The organism is Picosynechococcus sp. PCC 8807 (genome assembly GCF_001693295.1).
GTDB lineage: Bacteria > Cyanobacteriota > Cyanobacteriia > Cyanobacteriales > MRBY01 > MRBY01.
On the sequence record NZ_CP016483.1, the window covers coordinates 1,487,783 to 1,508,405 of the forward strand.

Sequence of the window (20,623 nt, forward strand, 5' to 3'; positions counted from 1 at the left end):
GCGCACCATTCCATTGTGGCAAAAGAGTTGAGGGATGGTTATGAACCTTCACTCTGGGGTGCGAGGCGTAACAGTTGACCTGAATTTGCATCCGTCAGAACGTAGAGGTAACCGTCGGGGCCTTGGCGCACATCCCGCACCCGTTGGCCAATGGGAATCCGCGACTCGGCGATCACATTTCCCCGTTCGTCAACTTCTAAGCGGCGAATATCCCGGGAAACCAAGCCCCCTGCAAATAAATTCCCTTGCCAATCCAAAAGGCGATCGCCTGTATAAATCGCTAACCCAGAAGGGGCGATCGAAGGTGTCCAAACCCGCTGGGGATCCGTAATTCCTGGGGCCGTTGTTGCGGGGGCCACGGGTCGCCCCGTCGCATATTCCGCACTAAAAGAAACCTTGGGCCAACCGTAATTGGCTTCTGCCTGGATCAGATTCACTTCATCACCGCCCCTAGAGCCGTGTTCCGTCGCCCAAACCCGTTGAGTCATTGGGTCAAAGGCCAGTCCCTGAATATTGCGGTGGCCGTAGCTCCAAATTTCCGGTAAAGCGCCCGGCTCATCTACAAAGGGATTATCGTCAGGAATTGAGCCATCATCGTTAATGCGAACCACCTTCCCCAAATGGCTATCGAGGTTTTGGGCCTGATTACGAATGAACTCGCCATCCTGCTCCAGGGGGGGATTCCCACCGTCACCAATGGAAATGAGTAAGGTTTGATCCGGGAGCCAAGTCAGCCGAGAACCGAAATGCTGTCCCCCTTGTTTGGTACGCGCCACCTGAAAAATCACTTCCCAATCCGTCAATTTTTCCCCGTCAAATTTGGCCCGGGCAACCCTTGTGCGGTTTGCATCCTGGGTGCCAAAGGCATAGGTGAAATAAACCCAATTGTTTTGTTCAAAGTCTGGATGAAGGGCAATATCTAACAATCCCCCCTGTCTCGAAGCAAACAGTTGTTGGGCTTCGGCGGCGGAGACTTCTGCAACCCCGGCGATCGCCTCTGGTTCTAACACCCCATCCCGCACCAGGCGCAACCGTCCCGGCCGCTCTGTGATCAACATATCCCCATTGGGTAACCACGCAACCCCCCAGGGACGTTCCAAACCTTCAACAATTGGCGTCACTGTCACGGCATCCACCGCTAAATCCTCCGCCTGGGGACTCATGAGCGTCGGCGTTGCTTCGGTTAGAGGTGAAGTTTCATCGGGCATCGAAACGGATTGGGACGAACAACCCACCAGAGGCAAGGCACTCCACCATAGGGCCGTCAGTAGCAGCTTAAGTCGAGTGTTCATGGGTAATAGATACTCCGCGAGAAATACCCCTAGGGTAGATCATCACTCTGATTTTTGGCTGGCGGCCTCTTCTTTCCAACGCTTGAGGGGAACACAGTCAATCTCAAACTGATCCAAGGCCCTAGCAACAACAAAATCCACCAGATCATGAATCGTTTGCGGTTGGTGATACCAAGCCGGAATCGCCGGGACAATTTTTACGCCCACCTCAGCCAGTTGGGTCAAATTCCGCAAGTGAATCAAACTAAAAGGTGTTTCCCTGGGGACAATGACCACTTTACGACCTTCCTTAATGGAGACATCTGCCGCCCGTTCAAGGAGATCAGAGCTGAGGCCATTGGCAATTTTTGCAACGGTGCTCATACTACAAGGGATGACCAGCATTCCTTTTGTGCGGTAGGAACCACTGGCAATGCCTGCTCCTACATCACCCCAACGATGACAACGCAAAATGCCTTTTTCTGGAACCCCTGCCTGGTCACGCCAAAACTTAGCTTGGCGATCGGGATCAGCGGGCATAGTAATGCCATTTTCGGCTTGCCACACCATAAAGGATGCTTTTGAGGCGACGACATCCACTGTCAAGTTGGCTTCAAGCAAATATTTGAGCGTCCGCACCGCATAGATAAGCCCCGATGCACCACTGATACCTACCGTGAGGGGTCGATCCATAGAAAATTTTGACTGTAAGGTTTGTAAAGTTTTTTTAAATCAAACCTTCAAATTCTAACGCTTCGATCATTTGCAGGCCATTGGGATCACCAATACGCAGCAGGGCGGCCCGGGCATCTTCTTTCACGCCGACATCTTCATCTTCAACGAGAGCTTCAATGAGGGCATCAACGGCGGTGGCATAGATCACATTGGAGGGCATTTCGCGACAGAGTTGCCCTAATGACCAAGCGCAGTTACTGCGGACGGCGGCCATTTTATCGCGGCGCAACCCCCGGATCAGGGGCGGAATCGCACGGGAAATGTCTTCGTACTGGAGTTTGGCCACCTGGGCGAGGCTGCTGGCAGCCCATAAACGGACAGCAGAAATATCATTTTGGAGGGCATGGACTAATGGATCAACGGAGCGGCGATCGCCACAGTTCCCCAAGGCCCAAACAACCCCTTTGCGCACATAGCCATTCCAGTCTTGTGCAAGCACATCGATGAGAGCCGGGACCGCTGTTTCTGAGGCGTTACGACCGAGGGCATAGGCAGCACTGACACGGGTGAGGGGACAAACATCTCCCTGGAGCAGTTCAATGAGGGGATTTACCGCGCGCGCATCCCGGTGGTCGCAAAAATAGCGGGCAGCGATCATGCGTTGGTTTTTATCGGCAGCAGTAAGCATCCGGAGCATCGATTCTGCCGCCATTGCTCCGTCTGGGGTGCCTTCCTGAAGCGGCTGTTCACCCAAGGTTTCGTCAATTAGGTTAAGGTCGTTTGGACTTGGCATAATTAATTACCCTACTACCGTTGTTGTTCTAGGGGCAACTGTTGGGTGGGTAGCGGATCTCTCCGAGATCGCCAACATTATCGCCTCAAAGTCTACTGGAGAGCATTTTCTTTGCAAAGGAATAAAACGGAAACTTTATAATAGAAGGCGATCCCTTCGTTCACCAAAAAAATTATGGCATTAGCACTCACGACCGAAAACGTCGAAGCAACCCTTGATGAATTGCGTCCTTACCTCAAAGCCGACGGCGGCAACGTTGAGTTGGTAGAGATTGATGGCCCCGTGGTTAAACTGCGTCTCCAGGGCGCTTGTGGGTCTTGCCCCAGTTCAACCATGACCCTACGGATGGGCATCGAACGGCGTTTACGGGAAAATATTCCGGAAATTGCAGAAGTAGAACAGGTTTTCTAAATCGCTTTTCACTTTCTTTAGGGTTGTAGGGGTTTGCCATGGTGAACCCCTACTTTATGTTTACAGGGCTGTTTGAGATCAACCCGTATTCCGCATGCCGGCGGCGATGCCATTGATGGTTAAAAGGGCACCCCGCAGGAGTTCTTCTTTGCTATAGCGGAAGTGAACGATACTGGCTTGGGTTTCTCTAGTGTATTGACGTAGCCGTTTGAGCAATGAGACTTGCAGGAAACCGAGGGGGACAATGGTGCCATTTCTCAGTTGGACAGAACGCTGGAGGGGGCGATCGCCATCGAGGAGGGCTTCATTTTCCGTAATTTCGAGGATTAGCCGCTTCGTGAGGTTGTATTCCTGGGAAATCTGCTCTAGAAGCTTTTCAAATCGGGGAATATCTTCTTTTTCTGCCAGTTCGTGGACGTAGTGGCTCGCCATTTGTAAGTCCACCTTGGAAAGGGTCATCTCTACCTTTGAGATCACCATCCGGAAAAAAGGCCATTTACTGTAGAAATAGCGCATTAACTTCAGGTTCTCGACGGGATCCTCTTCAAAAAAGCCCTGGAGCGCCGTACCCACACCATACCAAGCGGGAACAAGGAAACGGCTTTGAGTCCAGCTAAAGACCCAGGGAATCGCCCGGAGACTACTCAAATCTTTATTGCCCTTTTTCCGACGGGCCGGACGGGAACTGATTTGCAGTTGGCTAATTTCCGGAATCGGCGTCACGGACATGAAAAAGTCGAGGAAGTCGGGTTCTTCGTAAATTAACGCCCGGTAAGCCGCCCGCGATCGCTGGGAGAGGTCTTCCATAATCCGGTTCCAGGGCTGAATATCATCAAAGCCACTGGCCAACAAACTCGATTGAATCACCGCCGTAGAGACGCTTTCGAGGTGGTATAGCGCCAAGTCTGGGAGGGAATATTTAGACGCCAGCACTTCCCCCTGTTCGGTGATTTTAATCCGGCCATTAATGGTGTTCGGCGGTTGGGCCAAAATAGCGGCGTAGGCAGGACCGCCACCCCGACCAACGGAACCACCGCGACCATGGAAAATGCGGAGGTCAATGCCGTAGGGATCGGCCACTTGTTGGAGATTTTTCTGGGCTTTGTGGATTTCCCAATTACTACTCAGGAAGCCGGAATCTTTGTTGCTGTCGGAATAGCCGAGCATAATTTCCTGGAGATTCGGCACCAGGCGATCGCCAAAGGTTTCATCACAGCGGCCATCGGCAGGGGGTTCATAGCCACCAGCTAAACAAGCGCGATAGAGGGGAATTTCAAACAACGCCTGCATGATTTCCGGGGCGTTACGCAGATCATCCACCGTCTCAAAGAGGGGCGCAATGCGGATAGTGGTCATCCCTGTGAGGGGGTCATACAAACCCGCTTCCTGGGCCAAGAGCAGCACTTCTAAGACATCACTGACTTCGTTGGTCATGCTGATGATGTAGGTCTGACAAATGCCGATGCCAAATTCCTGCTGGAGACGGCGCAGCACCTGGAGCGTTTGGATCGTCTCGACGGTTCTTTCCGAAAAGTGCATTTCCTTCGGAATCAAGGGACGGCGGGTTTTAAGTTCTTGCACTAGCCAAGCGGTTTTTTCTGCGTCGCTTAGGTCGTTGTAGGATTTGGGCAACACCCCTAGGTAGTCAACAATTTCGGCGATCGCATCGGAGTGGCGCGTTGATTCTTGGCGAAAATCAAGGCGAGTGAGCACAAAGCTAAAAATTTCGACTTGGCAAATGAGTTTATCCAGGGCCGCACAGTTGATTTCCGTCTGTACCAGGCTTTCGCGGATCAGTTTTAGGTCAGCGAGAAACTCCTGGCCACAGATATAAACCTTGTCATCGGCCGCTTCTACTTTGTTTTCCCAGGCAGGCATATTCGCTAGACGACGGTTGCGCTCCAAGGTATTTTCCAAGCGCCGCTTGATGTAGGCCAACTTGAGACGATAGGGTTCTTGGCGGTAACGAATAGCTAGGGTTTCGTAGATGTCGGGGAAAATATTTTGATCCTGCTCCAACGAATCCAGCAGATCCGGCAGCACATTACTCCAGTGCAGCGATAAGCTCAACACATCCGAGAGGGATTCCACCGAGGCGATGTAGCGTTCCAGCACCAAACCCCGTTGATAGCAGGCTGTCTTCCACGTAACGTCAGGAGTGACAGAAGGGTTGCCATCGCGATCGCCCCCAACCCAAGAGCCAAAATTACAAAAATTGGTGGTCGGTACTTTAAGCGTCGGGAAAGACGCTTTTAGGGCCTGTTGGAGCCGTACCGATAATTCGGGCAGGGTGTCAAACAGAACTTCCTCAAAATAATGCAACGCATAATCCACTTCGTCCAACACCTGGGGTTTAAATTGGTGCAGCTCATCGGTGCGCCACCAGAGCCGAATTTCTTCGGTAAGTTGCTGCTGAATATTTTCAATTTCCCAAGAATCGCTTGTCCCCAAGCTTTTCAGCCCTTCTTCGGTTTGATCCAGTTGCCGTAGGATCCCCGCAATCCGCCGCTGCTTATTGCGAATCGTGTGGCGGACAATCTCCGTGGGGTGGGCCGTAAATACCAGTCGAATATCCAACTGATTGAGAAGACGCTGGATCGTCTGGGGCGGCATATTTTGGTGCTTGAGATGGGGAAACAACCAATCAAAGGTGCCGGCTTGGGTGGGGGCAATTTCTGTATGGACGCTGTTACCGTTGGCTTCGCTGGCATTGGCAGAGGCGAGGTTCCGCCGAAATTGTTGTTGTTCGCGCTGTTCGTAATGTTGCTCGACGCTATTGATCAGCTGGAAATAGAGGGCAAAAGCCCGTGCTGCCCGGATCGCATCTTCTAGATCTAGGGTTTCGATCAGCTCAGAAATACTACTTGGAGAGAAGTTTAGGCTTTGGCCATCGGCGGTTCGGGTTGCCCGGAGATGATTGAGCCGTTCGACGAGTTTTTGACCACATTCTTTCTGCAACACCGCCTGCCAAATGTCTTCAACCAGCGTGAGGCGTTGCCGGAGGAGAGATTGGGAAGTGGACAAAAGTTCAGCTTCGGCACTGGGGGGATGCATGACTTGGTTCATGGTACTTAGACGTTTGGGGCTAGGAAAATGGGCTGTCTGCTGTGAAAGAAGATCTTGATGATTGTAAGGGTTAAGGTTCGATCGGGGTAGTGCAGTGGAACACGGAACGGGCGATCGCCTTTGGGGGGTGGCGGTGGCGGTGCAGGCTAATCGGACGTCTCAACATCGGGAAAGGGTAAAGATGGTAGGCGATCGCCCCGGAAAATTTCTTCACTCCAAACCCCTGCCTGCGTTAGGGTCTGGGCGAGATCTTCACCCCAACGGTGGGTCAATAAATAGGCTGGGGCTAATAACCCAACCAGGAGATTAGAGGGCACAGGTAACTGAACTTTCATCGGGCTACAGACACGACAGGGCATCCTTATCCTACTAGTCTATTTATGGGAGAACAATTCTGGGGACTTTCGTTTATCTTAGGGGTGAATTGTCCCCACCCGGCCACCCTAAAAACGCTCCATTGTTACTGTGACAACTGCAACCTCCACGGATCTTCACTTTCATTTAGCACCCTGGCTCCAGGATGCCATTCGCCTGGCGGTGCCCCTGGGAGGGTATCTGCGGTTGCGGGTGCGACTGCGGGGGAATACGCTCCACATCCTCTGTGAAACCAGTTGTCCCACGGAAAAAGAAGAGATTACCCAAGCCATTTTACGGAGAATGCGCCGTCAACCTCCCCCTGTGCAACTCCTAGAGCCGACCCCTGGAATCACAATTCACCGTCTCATTGTCTATGGTCGCCTCCGCCAAGAGAAAAAAAGCCTCTGGTTAAGCCTAATTCCCCTGGGTCAGTCGTCCCCATCGTCGAACCCGGAGACGTTCCAGCTCAATCGAAAAAATCAGGCCCGCCTCGGTTATCCCCAGGCGATCGCCCAATATTTAAGTCAAAATCTCAGCCAATTGGGCATTAATATTCGGGTTGAAACCCAGACCCTAGCGAATACAGCCCCCCACCAAGGGCAACAGCGTCTCTGGATTACCTGTGAATGTGACTACAGCCCGGACTATGGCTTGCTGACAGAATCTCTGGTGCAGCGACTCCGGGAACTGGAAATCAAAGGTTTTCGCGATGGGGCAATCCGCTGTCAAATTCGTGGGGAAGAAAAGCCAGAATGGTTGCTATGGGTTGATCTGACGCCCCCCGATGTCATGTTGCGGCAGTGGGGCCAATGGGGAGATCCTGAGGCGATCTCCCAGATTTTGACCCAGTCATTCCAAGCCCACCCCCTCACCATTCGGGCGGCTGTAACCGATGCTGTGTTGTCCCTGGAGTGCATCCTGGCCCCCAATATTTCCCTAGCCCAGGCCCACATTCTCAAGACCATCCAAGACATTCTCGACGTCCTCGCGCCCCAGGGGTTACAGCGCGCGCTAATCCGTGCGAAATCAGCTCCCCACAATGAAGAACTCTGGCGCAGTGAATGGTCGTTGCCGGGGGATAAGCCAGGGGTACACCATGATTCTCCCGGACAGTTGGCCCAACAGGGGGATTTGGAGGCGTGGCGGTTTTTGCTCCAACGTTGCCTGAATCCTGATCTGACAAGACGTTTAGCCACTGGCGGCATCCACATTACCCTCCGCCAAAAGGATGACACCCTCTACATCATGACGGAGGCGATCGCCTGTCCACCCCAAATGGCAACGCTCAAGGCGATCGCCACTCTTTTTCGGCATTTAGAACCCCATCCCTTTAGTCGTCTAAAGGTCTATGGCCGCCGTTCGGGCCAAAGCAAAGCCCTCTGGCAACAATCATTAAAATTCAACACTATTACCCCAGCCAGGACATCACCACAGACGCCAACGGAAACCGCCCTTCCCCCCGTCGAAACTGACCCCAGTCTTTCTCCCCTAGAACGCTTCAACCAAGGTGCCCGTAATCTCCTCCAGCGTAGTCGCCTCTGGCAGCCAATACCGGATAATTGTGGTCTGGTTTTACACCAGGGTGAATCCGAGCGAAACGTCTTTTCCCCGCAGCGGCGGTGGCGAGTGGCTTGCCTGTGGCTGCTGGGCGGCATTTTAGTCACGGCCCAAACCGATTGGTTGGCGGGCCAATGGCTCCGGCGGGATCTGGTTCAACCTCAACCTGTGTCCATGTCCCAAACCGATCCGGCAACCCGCTCAGAAGTCTTAGAGGCCCAGCTTCCAGTCACCAATTGGCCAACCACAGCCCCAAAGGCGATCGCCCCTCCCCTAACTAGCCCCTATCCTTCCTTTGATAATCCGCTCCTAGACGAAAAACTCGCCCTCTACCAAGAGCGCATCGCCAAAAATGGTGTACCTGACGTTCTTATTATTGGTAGTTCCCGTGCCCTGCGTGGCCTCGATCCCCTGGCCCTGCAAATGGCCCTCACCGAGAAAGGCCATCCGCCCCTTGATATTTTTAATTTCGGGATTAATGGTGCCACTGTCCAGATCTTTGATCTACTGCTGCGGCAAATTCTCCCTCCGGAGCAACTGCCCCAGTTAATTATCCTTGCCGACGGAGCCCGTGCTTTTAATAGCGGTCGGCAGGATTTGACCTACGAACTGATGACCCGTTCCCCAGGTTTCCAAGCCCTTGAAGCAGGTACATTTTCTCAACTGTTGTCTCAAGACATCCCCAAACATCAGGCAATAACTTCTGTTATTCCTGATCTAGAACAAATCACCACCCAATGGCTGGGAAAAATCTCCCAGGTCTATGACCAGCGACAATTTTTCAAAGAACGCTTTTTTGACCAAACCCTAGCGCCGTTCCACACCTGGGTGTCTACAACAGAGGCAGCATCCCCAATGACTTCTACTGAGTCAGGGCAGCAGTTTAATTTAGATGGTTTTTTGCCCCTCGACCGTCGCTTCATTCCAGAAACTTACTACCAAAATCACACCCAAGTAACGGGAAATTATGACGGGGATTATGCGGCGTTTAATCTCCGGGGAACGCAACATGAAACTTTCCTGGAGTTGTTAGACCATTTCGAGTCTCACCAAATTCACTTGATCTTCTTGAATCAGCCCCTGACGGATTACTACCTCGATCCGGTACGTCTGGATTATGAACGGCAGTTTCGGCAATACTTTCGCCAGTTAGCTAACCGAGAGAACCTTGATTTTGTTGATTTTGTCCACCAACAAGCCTGGCAAGGCCATTATGAATGGTTTTCGGATCCGAGCCATCTCAATCAGTTTGGTGCGGCGCAAGTGGCCCAAGAACTAGCTAAAGTTTCGACGATTCCCTGGCCACAAAGTACTTCAGACTAATTTTCTTCTGATTTTTTTCAGGACAAGGCTTCGGTCTCTGTCAATGCTCGACGATGGCGCTCAACGACCTGTTTCACCTGGGAAGCTAGCCATCCATCATAGGCCGGATAAACGGCGAGCCGGGGTTGTAATTGCCAGCCTTGATTCGCGAGGAGGAGTTGCAATTGATCGAGGTGGAGATGGGAATAGTCGGGGTTGACTTCATCCTTGGGGACAATACCGCCGAGATCCCTCGCCCCAGCCTGCAGACAACCTAAAAGCCATTGGGGATCGGCCACAAGATTAGGGGGAATTTGAATCGTGATCTCCGGTGGCAAAATGTCACGGGCCAATTGAATAACCGCTGGGAGTTGCTCAGGCAAAAAGGCTTCACCTAAATAGTCCTGGGTTTGCCCAGGACGGTGGGGCTGCAAAATCACCTCTTGGATATGGCCATATTGTTCTTGCACAAAGGCGATCGCCTCTAATGTATCCCGCCAATCCTGGGGCGTTTCACCGATTCCCAACAGCAGCCCTGTTGTAAATGGGATTTTCAATTCTCCGGCTAGAATCAATTGTTGTAATCGCACCTGGGGATCTTTGCTGGGGGCGTAGCGATGGACGGGGAGACCCGAGTGCATTTGTTCTAACATCAGCCCCATGGAACCATTTACATCCCTTAACAATTCCATTTCAGTACGACTCAGGGGGCCAGCATTGGTGTGGGGAATAAAACCGTAATCTAAGGCCAACTGACACAAATCATAGATAAGCTGGATCAAAGGCGATCGCCGCCCTGAAGCCGGATGCACCTCTCCACTCAAAATCAAAATTTCTCGGATGCCTTGCCCCCGGAGATTTTCTAGACGAGCTTGGGCCGCCACTAGGGTCAACCAACGATCCTGACCTGGATCAACGCGAAAATTGCAATATGAACAGCGATTGAAACATTCGTAAGTTGGCACCAAGGTGAAAGCTGGACTGTAGGTCACAACAGCGTTTGCCTGGTTACTGCCGCCGCCTACCGGGCGATCAACCCTTGACAGATCCAGCATGGCCCCTCCGCAAATCAAAACATTTCCTTAAAACACTTTACAAAAAGCAATAGTTTCATTAATATAGCTACTAAGGTTAAGCACCTTGATAATTTCATAGCAATCATAACGATATGACTACTACACTACAACAGCGCGGAAGCGCTTCCTTGTGGGAGAAGTTCTGTCAGTGGATCACCAGCACCGAGAACCGCATCTATGTCGGTTGGTTCGGCGTCCTGATGATTCCTACCCTTCTCACTGCTACTACCTGCTTCATCATTGCGTTCATCGCAGCTCCCCCCGTTGACATCGACGGTATCCGTGAGCCCGTCGCAGGTTCTCTTCTTTACGGTAACAACATCGTCTCTGGCGCAGTTGTACCTTCTTCTAACGCAATTGGTCTCCACTTCTACCCCATCTGGGAAGCTGCTTCCTTAGATGAGTGGTTGTACAACGGTGGCCCTTACCAGTTGGTAATTTTCCACTTCCTCATTGGTGTTTTCTGCTACATGGGTCGTGAGTGGGAACTTTCTTACCGCCTTGGTATGCGTCCCTGGATCTGTGTTGCGTTCTCTGCTCCCGTAGCAGCAGCAACTGCAGTATTCCTCATCTACCCCATCGGTCAAGGTTCCTTCTCTGATGGTATGCCTTTGGGTATTTCTGGTACGTTCAACTTCATGATCGTATTCCAGGCAGAGCACAACATCCTGATGCACCCCTTCCACATGCTTGGTGTGGCTGGTGTATTCGGTGGTTCTTTGTTCTCCGCAATGCACGGTTCTCTCGTAACCTCTTCTTTGGTACGTGAGACCACTGAAACCGAATCTCAGAACTACGGTTACAAGTTCGGTCAAGAGGAAGAAACTTACAACATCGTTGCAGCCCACGGCTACTTCGGTCGTTTGATCTTCCAATATGCATCTTTCAACAACAGCCGTTCCTTGCACTTCTTCTTGGGTGCATGGCCTGTAGTCGGTATCTGGTTCACTGCTCTTGGTGTATCTACCATGGCATTCAACCTGAACGGTTTCAACTTCAACCAGTCCATCCTTGACTCTCAAGGTCGTGTAATCAACACCTGGGCGGACATTCTGAACCGTGCGAACCTCGGTTTTGAAGTAATGCACGAGCGTAACGCTCACAACTTCCCCTTAGACTTAGCAGCTGGCGAGCAAGCACCTGTGGCTCTGCAAGCACCTGCAATCAACGGTTAATACCGGATTGAGTCATAGGGCTTAGTTGAGAAAAGATGATTGCTTTGACAGTAAAACTGAATAAGTAATGATTGGCGAAGGCCCCTACCAAAGATGGTGGGGGTTTTTGCTTGCTTTTTTTTGGGAAATTACTTTGCTGTCGATATCTTCAGCTAAGGAAAATTGGGATTTTGGCTAGATGTTGCTGAGCAAATATTCTCATCATTCACGTTTGTAATGGCTGAGGCGTCAAACTCGCCACCACTGAATTCTCCTTCTAGCGTTAGCTCGTCGCCGACTGAGATGTTCTGTCTGGTGTTGTCGCCACATACGCTCCAAGAATCGACTCGGATGCTGCGATCGCCTGTGTTGATACTAAACCCATCTTCCCAGACCCGTTCCACAGTTCCTGTTAGAACACCATTGTCCATCTGGGCAGCGCCCGTACAAGCAACCAAGCCCATTAAAACCAAGGGAGTCTTAACCGATAGTTTCATGAAAATTCTTCCACTCGGTAATATAAATGCTTCTATTTTAGGTTTTATAAAATCGAAATTTCGCTATAACTATGGGGGTATGCATGAAAAAATCTAATAATAATGAGCAATATTTATGATCTTTCAGTTTTTTTAGAACCCCAAGAAAAAATTCTCTGGCAAGGCATGCCCCAGGCGGCCGGGTCATCGCCCTGGAGTCTGAAAATTATTCAAGCGTTTGGCTATTTTGGTTTATTTACGTTTGGCTTCTTTTTATTAATTGGGCTGGCAAATTGGGATGAACTAGGGGAAGCACTCGGCATTTGGCTTACTTTTTTGGGATTAAGCTTGGCGATCGCCTTTGCTTTTCTCATTGTCATGCCGAAGGTTGTTCGTTCTTCCCTCAAGGCGACGAATTACATCGTGACCCCAACCCACGCCGTCATTGTGCAGCATCTATGGCAAACCCAAATTAGTCGGATTCCGGTACCAGAAAACGAAGAAATCGTGATTTATCGCGACCAAAATTTCCATACGGTGCGGTTTTATCATTACGATAATCGAGCTGCAAATCCGGAGAATCGCGTCTACCGTGTTTATCAATTTGAGCGACTCACCCCGACCGATGCTGCCACTGCCGCAAAGGTACTAGAAACAATTCGCGGTCAAGCGGGGCCTGATGCGCAACCCGTATTTTCGAGCCGTCCCAAGTCCACCTAAAAACTGCCAGAATAAACTTGTTTTGTTGAGTTAAAAACCAACTAAGATTGTTCGATTTAGGCGATCGCCCAGATATTTTCTGGGTAAGTTACACCGATTTTCACGAAAGAAAATACAATACAACTCAACATGGGTTCAGCCTTTGCCAGTAAATTTTCTCTGTCTATCGAAAGGAGTATGGCAAAATGAACAGGTTAAAAACATTGTGAACGGAACGGGTATCGGTTAATGGCTAAATTTATCTTTGTCACCGGTGGTGTGGTCTCCAGCATCGGGAAAGGCATTGTGGCAGCAAGTTTGGGGCGTTTACTCAAGTCCCGTGACTATTCGGTGTCGATCCTGAAGCTCGATCCCTACATTAACGTCGATCCTGGCACCATGAGCCCGTTCCAACATGGGGAAGTTTTTGTCACCGAGGATGGTGCAGAAACAGACCTCGACCTCGGCCACTACGAACGATTTACCGATACCTCCATGTCTCGCCTTAATAGTGTGACCACCGGTTCCATTTATCAAGCGGTGATTAATAAGGAGCGACGGGGCGATTATCAAGGGGGGACGGTTCAAGTCATTCCCCACATTACCAACGAGATTAAAGAACGAATTTTTCGCGTGGCGGAGAATACGAATCCTGATTTTGTGATCACAGAAATTGGCGGTACCGTCGGCGATATTGAATCTTTACCGTTCCTAGAAGCGATTCGTCAGTTCCGCAAAGAGGCTGGCCGGGACAATGTTTTGTATATGCACGTAACCTTGATCCCCTGGATTTCGTCGGCGGGGGAAATGAAAACGAAGCCCACCCAACATTCTGTAAAAGAATTGCGCTCTATTGGGATTCAGCCGGATGTGCTGGTGTGTCGTTGCGATCGCCCTTTACCCCAGGGACAACGGGAAAAAATTTCGGAGTTTTGTAATGTTCCCGAAGAACAGGTGATCACCTCCCAGGATGCCAGCAGCATTTACGAAGTGCCCCTGATGTTGGAACGGGAAGGCTTGGCAGAACAAACCCTAAAACTGCTACGGATGGAACCCAGGCAACCGAATTTGGCGCAGTGGCAAAACCTCATTGAACGGATGAAGCGCCCCAGCCGCCACATGGATATCGCCATTGTCGGTAAATATGTCCAACTCAATGATGCTTATTTATCCGTGGTAGAATCCCTCGGCCATGCGGCGATCGCCAATGACATGGACATCAAACTCCATTGGGTCAACGCTGAGGATATCGAAAAACACGGCGCGTCCATGTATCTTGCGGATATGGCGGGGATCGTCGTTCCCGGAGGATTTGGTTTACGGGGCGTTGATGGAAAAGTAGCGGCCATTGAATATGCCCGGCTCAATCAAATCCCGTTCCTGGGCCTTTGTCTTGGGATGCAATCTTCAGTGATTGAATGGGCCCGTAACGTTGCCAAATTAGAGGATGCCCACAGCGCCGAATTCAACCCCGAAGCGAAAAACCCCGTGATTAATCTTTTGCCAGAACAGCGGGATGTGGTGGATCTTGGTGGCACCATGCGCCTGGGTTTATATCCCTGTCGGCTCACCCCTGACACCCTGACCTATCAACTCTATGGCCAAGAGGTGATCTACGAACGTCACCGTCACCGCTACGAATTTAACAATGCCTACCGGAGTTTGTTCTTAGAAACGGGCTATCAAGTGAGTGGAACTTCCCCCGATGGTCGCTTGGTAGAAATTATTGAATATGCTGACCATCCGTTCTTTATTGCGACCCAGTTCCACCCCGAATTTCAATCTCGTCCGAACCATCCCCACCCCCTCTTTTTCGGGTTTATTCAAGCGGCGGGAAACCACAAGTCCCAACCGATTTCTGATGAGCTAGATAACCAGAGTACGGAGATGTCTATTTCTCTGTCCTAGGGCGAAGAACCTGTAATGAATTAACTTGATCACAACGATAAAAACCATGGCAAATTCCGTACATCATATTGTTCTGTTTGAATTGGCAGCAGCAACTGGGACTGCTGAAACCCAAACGATTATTGAAGATGGCCTGACTCTCTTGGGGGCAATCCCTGGGGTTTTGAAAGTTGATCTGGGGTTAAAGGCCCGGTCAGATCGGGATGTCCACATTAAGGATTATCAATTGGCTTTGTATGTGCAGTTAGAAAGTAATGCAGCCCTTGATACCTATGGGCCTCACCCCAACCACCAAGAATTTCTCAAGCGACATAAGAGCAAATGGACGAAAGTTCAGGTGGTTGATTTCTTCGGACAGTAGATGGTTAACTTTGTTTATTTATCATGCGTTAGTGCGAGGGCAATTCCTTGAATTCCTACGAAAGTCGCGGCCATTTACTTACAGAACAGGTCAACCCCCAGAGTCAAAATTTAGATCAAATGTCGGCTTTGGAATTGGTCGATCTCTTTAACCAAGAGGATCAAAAAACCCTGGAGGCGATCGCCAATGCTCGCGAGGCCCTAGCCCAAGCCATCGAGATCATCAGCGATGCTCTGATGCGCGGTGGCCGATTATTTTATGTGGGGGCTGGCACCAGTGGCCGCCTCGGTGTTTTAGATGCTGCGGAATGTCCGCCCACCTTTTGTACACCCCCCGAACTCGTCCAAGGCATCATTGCCGGGGGAGCCGGTGCCCTCGTGCGCAGTTCAGAAGATCTCGAAGACCGGGCTGAAGATGGTAAAAAGGCGATCGCCCAACGACAGATCACCGAATTAGATGTCGTTGTCGGTATTACTGCGGGGGGAACCACTCCCTATGTCCAAGGGGCCCTGATTGCCGCCCAACAGCGCGGAGCGAAAACTATTTTCATCAGTTGTGTTCCGGCCGAGCAAGTGCCCTTTGCTGCCGCTGTTGATATTCGTCTACTGACTGGCCCCGAAATTCTGGCAGGCTCGACCCGTCTTAAGGCTGGAACTGTCACCAAAATGGCCTTAAATATTCTCTCGACTAGCGTCATGGTTAAGCTCGGTAAAGTTTACGGTAACCGCATGATTGATGTTGCCGTCACGAACCATAAACTCCATGACCGAGCGCTCCGCATCCTTCAAGACCTAACAGATTTAAGCCGTGAAGAAGCGGCCATCCTTCTAGAAAAATCCCAGCGTCGCGTCAAAATAGCATTATTAATGCATTGGAAAAATGTAGATGCCTCAGAAGCAGAGCATTTATTAAAAGTCCATCAAGGCAGTCTCCGAACAGCGTTAAAGTCATAAACTTATTTTATAAGCGCTTATCTAACATGTCTGCCAGTAAAGAAAAAACCGCAAGTTGAGTTGCTGCAACAAAGAGAATCAAAGTAGATTCTGTCAAGTCTTTTCTAAGTATATCCTGAGCAAGGGAGATTAAAAAACCCAGAAAAAAAAGACTAGCAATCGGCACAAATATTCTAATTGGCGCAAAATAAATTCCTGTTCTTAGAATTAATTTAAAAAAACGCAGCGTGTCTTGAACGGGCTTTATTTTGCTTTTTCCAACTCGATGAAAGTAGTTTATTGGTTCATAGTGAACAATATAATTATTGGTCAGCATTGCTAATGTAATAGTTGTTGTAAAACTAAAAGTATCAGGTAAAATATGGATAAATTCCTGAGCAATTTCTTTACGAAAGACTCGCATGCCACTATTAAGATCTGGAATCTTTTGTTTGGCGATCCACTCAGCAAAGCCAACTAAAAAGAATTTTGGAATCTTGCGGATGTTAGAGTAAGTAACATTTTTCCCTGTGCGAGAGCCAACCACCATATCAAACCTACCGCTCATTCCTAAACTGATCAGATCTAGCAATCGCTCATTCGGATAAGTCCCATCAGCATCAGTAATTGCAATCAAATCATATTGAGCATGGATAATGCCTGTTTTAAGGGCTGCACCATAGCCTCGATTTGTCGGATGTTTTAAAAGACGAATTCCCGGTTGCTCTTCTAAAATTTTTGCAGTATTGTCAATGGAACCATCATCAACCACAATAATTTCGTAGACTTGTTCTACTTGGGAAAAAATTGTCTTTAATTGCTCCAATGTTTCGGCGATCGCCCCTTCTTCATTATAGACAGGGATAATAATCGAAACCCCTGGAGACGGAGATTGTGGCATGGGCTCAGGTACTACTGCCATCACAGAATAAGTCTAAAGTTAATTGTTTATTTTGCTAATTATAAATGAGTTTAAACCTGTTAGATCGAGTCAGTCAATTTTTATTGACTCGCTCAAAAAAAGTATGTGATCGTACTACTCTATTCTGGCTTCTATTCGCACTATTTCTTGGCCTTCTATATCCAATTTTAGCCCTGACTAAAATTTCCGGAGAGCTTCACTGGATACAAGATGATGCTCGACAACATATTTTTTGGATGGCGAGATTTTTAGATCCAGAATTATTTTCCGATGATTTAATTGCGGATTATTACAACTCAATTTCTCCAGCCGGCGTATCTTTTTTTTATTATTGTCTTGCTAAATTGGGTGTTGACCCTGATTTCTTATCTAAAATAGTACCTTTGTTACTCAGTCCTCTGACAGTATTTTTAAGTTTTATCCTTTGCTTAGAAATATTACCAATTCCCTTTGCTGCTTTTCTGTCTAGTACAGTTCTGATACAAAATCTCTGGCTTCAAGACGGACTAACTTCCGGAACTGCGAAAGCTTTTTTGATTCCTATTTTTTTATTATTTCTTTGGGCAGTAATACGTAAGTCTTTTTTCTGGACAATAGGATCAATAGTTTTTCTAGGATTGTTTTATGGATCTTTTGTGTTAGTTGCAGCAGGAGTCTTAGTCTGTCAATACTTTACTCTAAATCAAGGAAAACTTCAGCTTAACTACAATCGTCGTGATAAAAATTTAGCAATTTCTGGATTGCTAGTTGCCTTTGTCGTGTTATTGCCCCACATCCTTAGTAATTCTGACTTCGAACCTGTAATCTCCCTTACTCAAGCAAAACAACTGCCAGAATTTGAACCAGGAGGAAGAGCAAGTTTTTTTCAAACTAACTGGTGGGATTACCTTTTCAATGGTGGTCGTACAGGGATTCGTCTTACTGCGGCATTACGACCTGATTTAGTCTATATTTCTTTATTATTGCCGATTATTTTTTTATATAAAAAACATTTTCCTTTAACTCAAGACATTCGCCGATTGTTTGTGTTGAACCAACTACTAATTAGCGGATTTGTCCTATACACATTGGCTCATTTATTCCTATTTAAACTTTATTTGCCTAGTCGTTATAGTTTGCATAGTTTGCGTTTTAGTTTAACCATTCTTTGTGGTCTGACTTTGGTGATTTTATTGGATAAGCTAGTTCGTTTATGTCGAGAAAGATCTTTAAGGACTGTGCGGCTAGTCTTTCTGGTATTTGCTTTGTTTTCTATTGCTTTTTCTTTACTTGTTGATCCATTAACTGATAAAGACTTTCCTAGTACTGGATATATCACTGGGAAATATCATAATTTATATCAATTTTTACAACAAACTCCAAAAGATACCCTGGTTGCTTCTTTTGCCGATGAGGCCAGCAACATACCATCTTTCTCGCAACGGAGTGTATTCGTAGCGGCAGAATATGGCATCCCTTACCATGTGGGATATTATGACCAGTTTCGCCAACGTACTCAGGATTTAATTACAGCCCATTACAATATTGATCCCACAGTACTGCAGAGATTTATTTATGATTCAAAAATTGATTTATGGTTGGTTAATTCTGATGTTTTTAGCGTCAAATTCTTAGAAGCGAATCGATGGTTTAACCATTTCCAACCTCAAGCCAGCAATGCTATTCATCAAGTTAAGTTAAATAAAGAGGCGATCGCTCTGTGGCAAGTCCAAAAACAATGCACCATCTTTACTGATCAAGATATAAATGTAGTGAGCTCGGACTGCATCCTAGACTGGATTTCTAAAGAGCTAAACTAGCCTTACCTGCATTATTTGATCAGTGTTAGACTTAGAATGAACTTAATAAAAGTTAATAAAACCTGTTCTAGGGTATGACTTCCATCTTTCCAAACAAAACGAAATCTTACAATCAAGCCGCGTGGCAAAAAGGCTATGAATCCCAGCGACAGGAACTTGCCTATGAAGTCACAGATATTGACGGCGAGATCCCTGTCGAATTGATGGGAACCTTGTTTCGTAACGGGCCTGGGCTCTTAGACATTGGTGGCATGCCGATTAAGCATCCTTTCGATGGTGATGGAATGGTCTGCTCAGTCAGCTTTCAGGAAGGGCGGGCCTATTTCCAGAATCGCTTTGTGCAGACAGCAGGGTTTGTGGCGGAACAAAAAGCTGGTCAACCTATTTATCGAGGCGTATTTGGGACGCAAAAACCGGGGGGCATTTTCAATAATATGTTTGACTTGCGGTTGAAAAATATCGCAAACACAAACGTGATCTATTGGGGAAAAAAACTGTTAGCCCTCTGGGAAGCGGCGGAACCCCACAGTTTAAATCCTGAAAATTTGGAAACGCGCGGCCTGGATTATTTAGGGGAAACGCTCAAGCCTGGGGATAGTTTCTCGGCCCATCCACGTATTGATCCGGCGAGTATTTGGGATGGGGGCGAACCTTGCTTAGTCAATTTTGCCGTTAAACCAGGTTTGCCGACGCGCTTGGTGATCTATGAAATTAGTCCGGCAGGCAAATTACTGCGCTATCGAGAACATGAAGCTAAAGGCTTTGCGTTTATCCATGATTTCGTGATTACGCCCAACTACGTCATTTTTTTCCAAGCGTCGGTGAAATTTAATCCTTTGCCCTATGTTTTGGGGTTTAAGGGAGCTGGTGAATGCGTGAAATTCGAGGCGAATAAACCAACACAGATGATTGTGATTCCGAGGGATCCAGCGCGGAATGATGTGCAAACCCTAGAGGCAGAAGCCGGCTTTGTGTTTCACCATGCCAATGCCTTTGAGCGAGATAAGCAAATTATCGTCGATTCGGTTTGTTATCAGTCAATTCCCCAAGTGCAGGCGGATGTGAACTATAAAAATGTTGATTTTGATGCACTAGATCCAGGGCAGTTATGGCGCTTTACTCTAGATTTAGAGACAAAAAAGGTGACGCGGGAACTATTGGCTACCCGCTGTTGTGAATTCCCGGTGGTGCATCCAAAGCATGTGGGACGGGACTATCGTTATGCCTACATCGGGGCGACCCACGCCAAAACAGGCAATGCACCGTTGCAGGCGGTGTGGAAAGTGGATCACCAAGGGGAGGATTCTCAAGTTTATTCCTTTGCGCCAGACGGATTTACGGGGGAGCCGATTTTTGTACCCCGTCCAGGAGCTACGGCAGAAGACGAAGGCTGGGTTCTCTTGATGGTCTATGATTCGGCCCAGCATCGCTCGGATGTGGTGATTTTTGATGCGCAAAATTTTGCTCAACCTTTGGCAACCCTACATTTAAAGCAGCATATTCCCTATGGCCTGCATGGTAGTTGGACGCCGGAAGTGTTTGTGAATTTCTAGTCGACCGATTCTTTGGGGTCAGGCGATCGCCAAATCCACCAGGCCCCTAAACACAGGGTGCAGTTACCCAGGAGAGTGAGGGCGGCTTGGATCGTGACGAGCCATTCGAGGCTGGGTGCATTGTCGAAAAAGTGCCAAGTGCAGGCACACATCGCGCTAACGAGGGACGGCAACATTCCCCAGGCGAGGGCCGACCAGCTTTTGTCTTGGGTCAGATTGCCGTAGGTTTGGATCAACCAAATAGCCAAAATCCACTCTAAAACGCTAGAGATGTGGACAATCCAAGTGGGAAAGGAAAGGGCATTCATCGC

The 20,623-nt window shown here is 48.7% G+C and carries 18 protein-coding genes; 9 read left to right on the forward strand and 9 right to left on the reverse strand.

Going from position 1 to position 20,623, the window contains the following annotated elements:
• Positions 1-38: 38 nt before the first annotated feature.
• The 3 genes from AWQ24_RS07130 to AWQ24_RS07140 all read right to left on the reverse strand — a co-directional run bounded on the left by AWQ24_RS07130 (position 39) and on the right by AWQ24_RS07140 (position 2,739).
• Positions 39-1,163, reverse strand: coding sequence for a PQQ-dependent sugar dehydrogenase (locus tag AWQ24_RS07130; RefSeq protein WP_232318900.1), 1,125 nt, complete (start codon positions 1,161-1,163; stop codon positions 39-41).
• A gap of 171 nt (positions 1,164-1,334) precedes the next feature.
• Entirely contained in the window at positions 1,335-1,964 is a 630-nt protein-coding gene (locus tag AWQ24_RS07135) for a flavin prenyltransferase UbiX (RefSeq protein WP_065716386.1), read from the reverse strand.
• A 34-nt stretch (positions 1,965-1,998) separates the two neighbouring features.
• Positions 1,999-2,739: a HEAT repeat domain-containing protein gene (locus AWQ24_RS07140; protein WP_065716387.1), complete on the reverse strand. Its 741-nt coding sequence runs from the start codon at positions 2,737-2,739 to the stop codon at positions 1,999-2,001.
• 174 nt (positions 2,740-2,913) lie between these two features.
• Here AWQ24_RS07140 and AWQ24_RS07145 point away from each other — a divergent pair, with 174 nt between their 5' ends.
• Positions 2,914-3,150, forward strand: coding sequence for a NifU family protein (locus AWQ24_RS07145; RefSeq protein ID WP_012307027.1), 237 nt, complete (start codon positions 2,914-2,916; stop codon positions 3,148-3,150).
• Between the two features lie 78 nt (positions 3,151-3,228).
• Here the strand turns inward: AWQ24_RS07145 and ppc are convergent, their stop codons facing one another.
• Entirely contained in the window at positions 3,229-6,216 is a 2,988-nt protein-coding gene (gene ppc, locus AWQ24_RS07150) for a phosphoenolpyruvate carboxylase (protein ID WP_065716388.1), read from the reverse strand.
• A gap of 146 nt (positions 6,217-6,362) precedes the next feature.
• Positions 6,363-6,551: a hypothetical protein gene (locus AWQ24_RS07155; RefSeq protein WP_143589350.1), complete on the reverse strand. Its 189-nt coding sequence runs from the start codon at positions 6,549-6,551 to the stop codon at positions 6,363-6,365.
• A 130-nt stretch (positions 6,552-6,681) separates the two neighbouring features.
• On the opposite strand from AWQ24_RS07155, the gene AWQ24_RS07160 reads away from it, so the two are divergent.
• Positions 6,682-9,453, forward strand: coding sequence for an SGNH/GDSL hydrolase family protein (locus AWQ24_RS07160; RefSeq protein ID WP_065716389.1), 2,772 nt, complete (start codon positions 6,682-6,684; stop codon positions 9,451-9,453).
• A 17-nt stretch (positions 9,454-9,470) separates the two neighbouring features.
• Here the strand turns inward: AWQ24_RS07160 and cofG are convergent, their stop codons facing one another.
• Complete coding sequence (gene cofG / locus AWQ24_RS07165) at positions 9,471-10,487, reverse strand: 7,8-didemethyl-8-hydroxy-5-deazariboflavin synthase subunit CofG (RefSeq protein WP_065716390.1); 1,017 nt, start codon at positions 10,485-10,487, stop codon at positions 9,471-9,473.
• 113 nt (positions 10,488-10,600) lie between these two features.
• On the opposite strand from cofG, the gene psbA reads away from it, so the two are divergent.
• On the forward strand, positions 10,601-11,683 hold the full coding sequence (psbA, locus tag AWQ24_RS07170; protein WP_012307032.1) for a photosystem II q(b) protein: 1,083 nt from the start codon (positions 10,601-10,603) through the stop codon (positions 11,681-11,683).
• Between the two features lie 152 nt (positions 11,684-11,835).
• On the opposite strand, the gene AWQ24_RS07175 is transcribed toward psbA, so the two are convergent.
• Positions 11,836-12,159, reverse strand: coding sequence for a hypothetical protein (locus AWQ24_RS07175; protein ID WP_065716391.1), 324 nt, complete (start codon positions 12,157-12,159; stop codon positions 11,836-11,838).
• A gap of 102 nt (positions 12,160-12,261) precedes the next feature.
• Between AWQ24_RS07175 and AWQ24_RS07180 the strand changes: the two genes are divergently transcribed.
• From AWQ24_RS07180 to murQ, 4 genes are all read left to right on the forward strand, one after another.
• Positions 12,262-12,858 carry a hypothetical protein gene (locus tag AWQ24_RS07180; RefSeq protein WP_062433910.1) on the forward strand — a complete coding sequence of 199 codons (597 nt, stop codon included), beginning with the start codon at positions 12,262-12,264 and terminating at the stop codon, positions 12,856-12,858.
• A 228-nt stretch (positions 12,859-13,086) separates the two neighbouring features.
• The gene (locus tag AWQ24_RS07185; RefSeq protein WP_062433913.1) at positions 13,087-14,745 is read left to right on the forward strand and encodes a CTP synthase; all 1,659 of its coding nucleotides are present in this window, start codon (positions 13,087-13,089) and stop codon (positions 14,743-14,745) included.
• Between the two features lie 46 nt (positions 14,746-14,791).
• Complete coding sequence (locus AWQ24_RS07190; protein WP_012307035.1) at positions 14,792-15,106, forward strand: Dabb family protein; 315 nt, start codon at positions 14,792-14,794, stop codon at positions 15,104-15,106.
• Positions 15,107-15,153: 47 nt separating this feature from the next.
• Positions 15,154-16,059, forward strand: coding sequence for an N-acetylmuramic acid 6-phosphate etherase (murQ, locus tag AWQ24_RS07195; RefSeq protein WP_065716392.1), 906 nt, complete (start codon positions 15,154-15,156; stop codon positions 16,057-16,059).
• A gap of 7 nt (positions 16,060-16,066) precedes the next feature.
• On the opposite strand, the gene AWQ24_RS07200 is transcribed toward murQ, so the two are convergent.
• On the reverse strand, positions 16,067-16,960 hold the full coding sequence (locus AWQ24_RS07200; RefSeq protein WP_232318888.1) for a glycosyltransferase family 2 protein: 894 nt from the start codon (positions 16,958-16,960) through the stop codon (positions 16,067-16,069).
• Positions 16,961-17,004: 44 nt separating this feature from the next.
• Between AWQ24_RS07200 and AWQ24_RS07205 the strand changes: the two genes are divergently transcribed.
• Together AWQ24_RS07205 and AWQ24_RS07210 are read left to right on the forward strand one after the other, a co-directional pair.
• The gene (locus tag AWQ24_RS07205; protein ID WP_065716393.1) at positions 17,005-18,759 is read left to right on the forward strand and encodes a hypothetical protein; all 1,755 of its coding nucleotides are present in this window, start codon (positions 17,005-17,007) and stop codon (positions 18,757-18,759) included.
• Between the two features lie 74 nt (positions 18,760-18,833).
• A complete protein-coding gene (locus AWQ24_RS07210) occupies positions 18,834-20,312 on the forward strand; it encodes a carotenoid oxygenase family protein (protein ID WP_065716394.1) in 1,479 nt (492 codons plus the stop codon).
• On the opposite strand, the gene AWQ24_RS07215 is transcribed toward AWQ24_RS07210, so the two are convergent.
• On the reverse strand, positions 20,309-20,620 hold the full coding sequence (locus AWQ24_RS07215) for a DUF2499 domain-containing protein (protein ID WP_012307040.1): 312 nt from the start codon (positions 20,618-20,620) through the stop codon (positions 20,309-20,311). The genes AWQ24_RS07210 and AWQ24_RS07215 overlap by 4 nt on opposite strands.
• Positions 20,621-20,623: the final 3 nt, after the last annotated feature.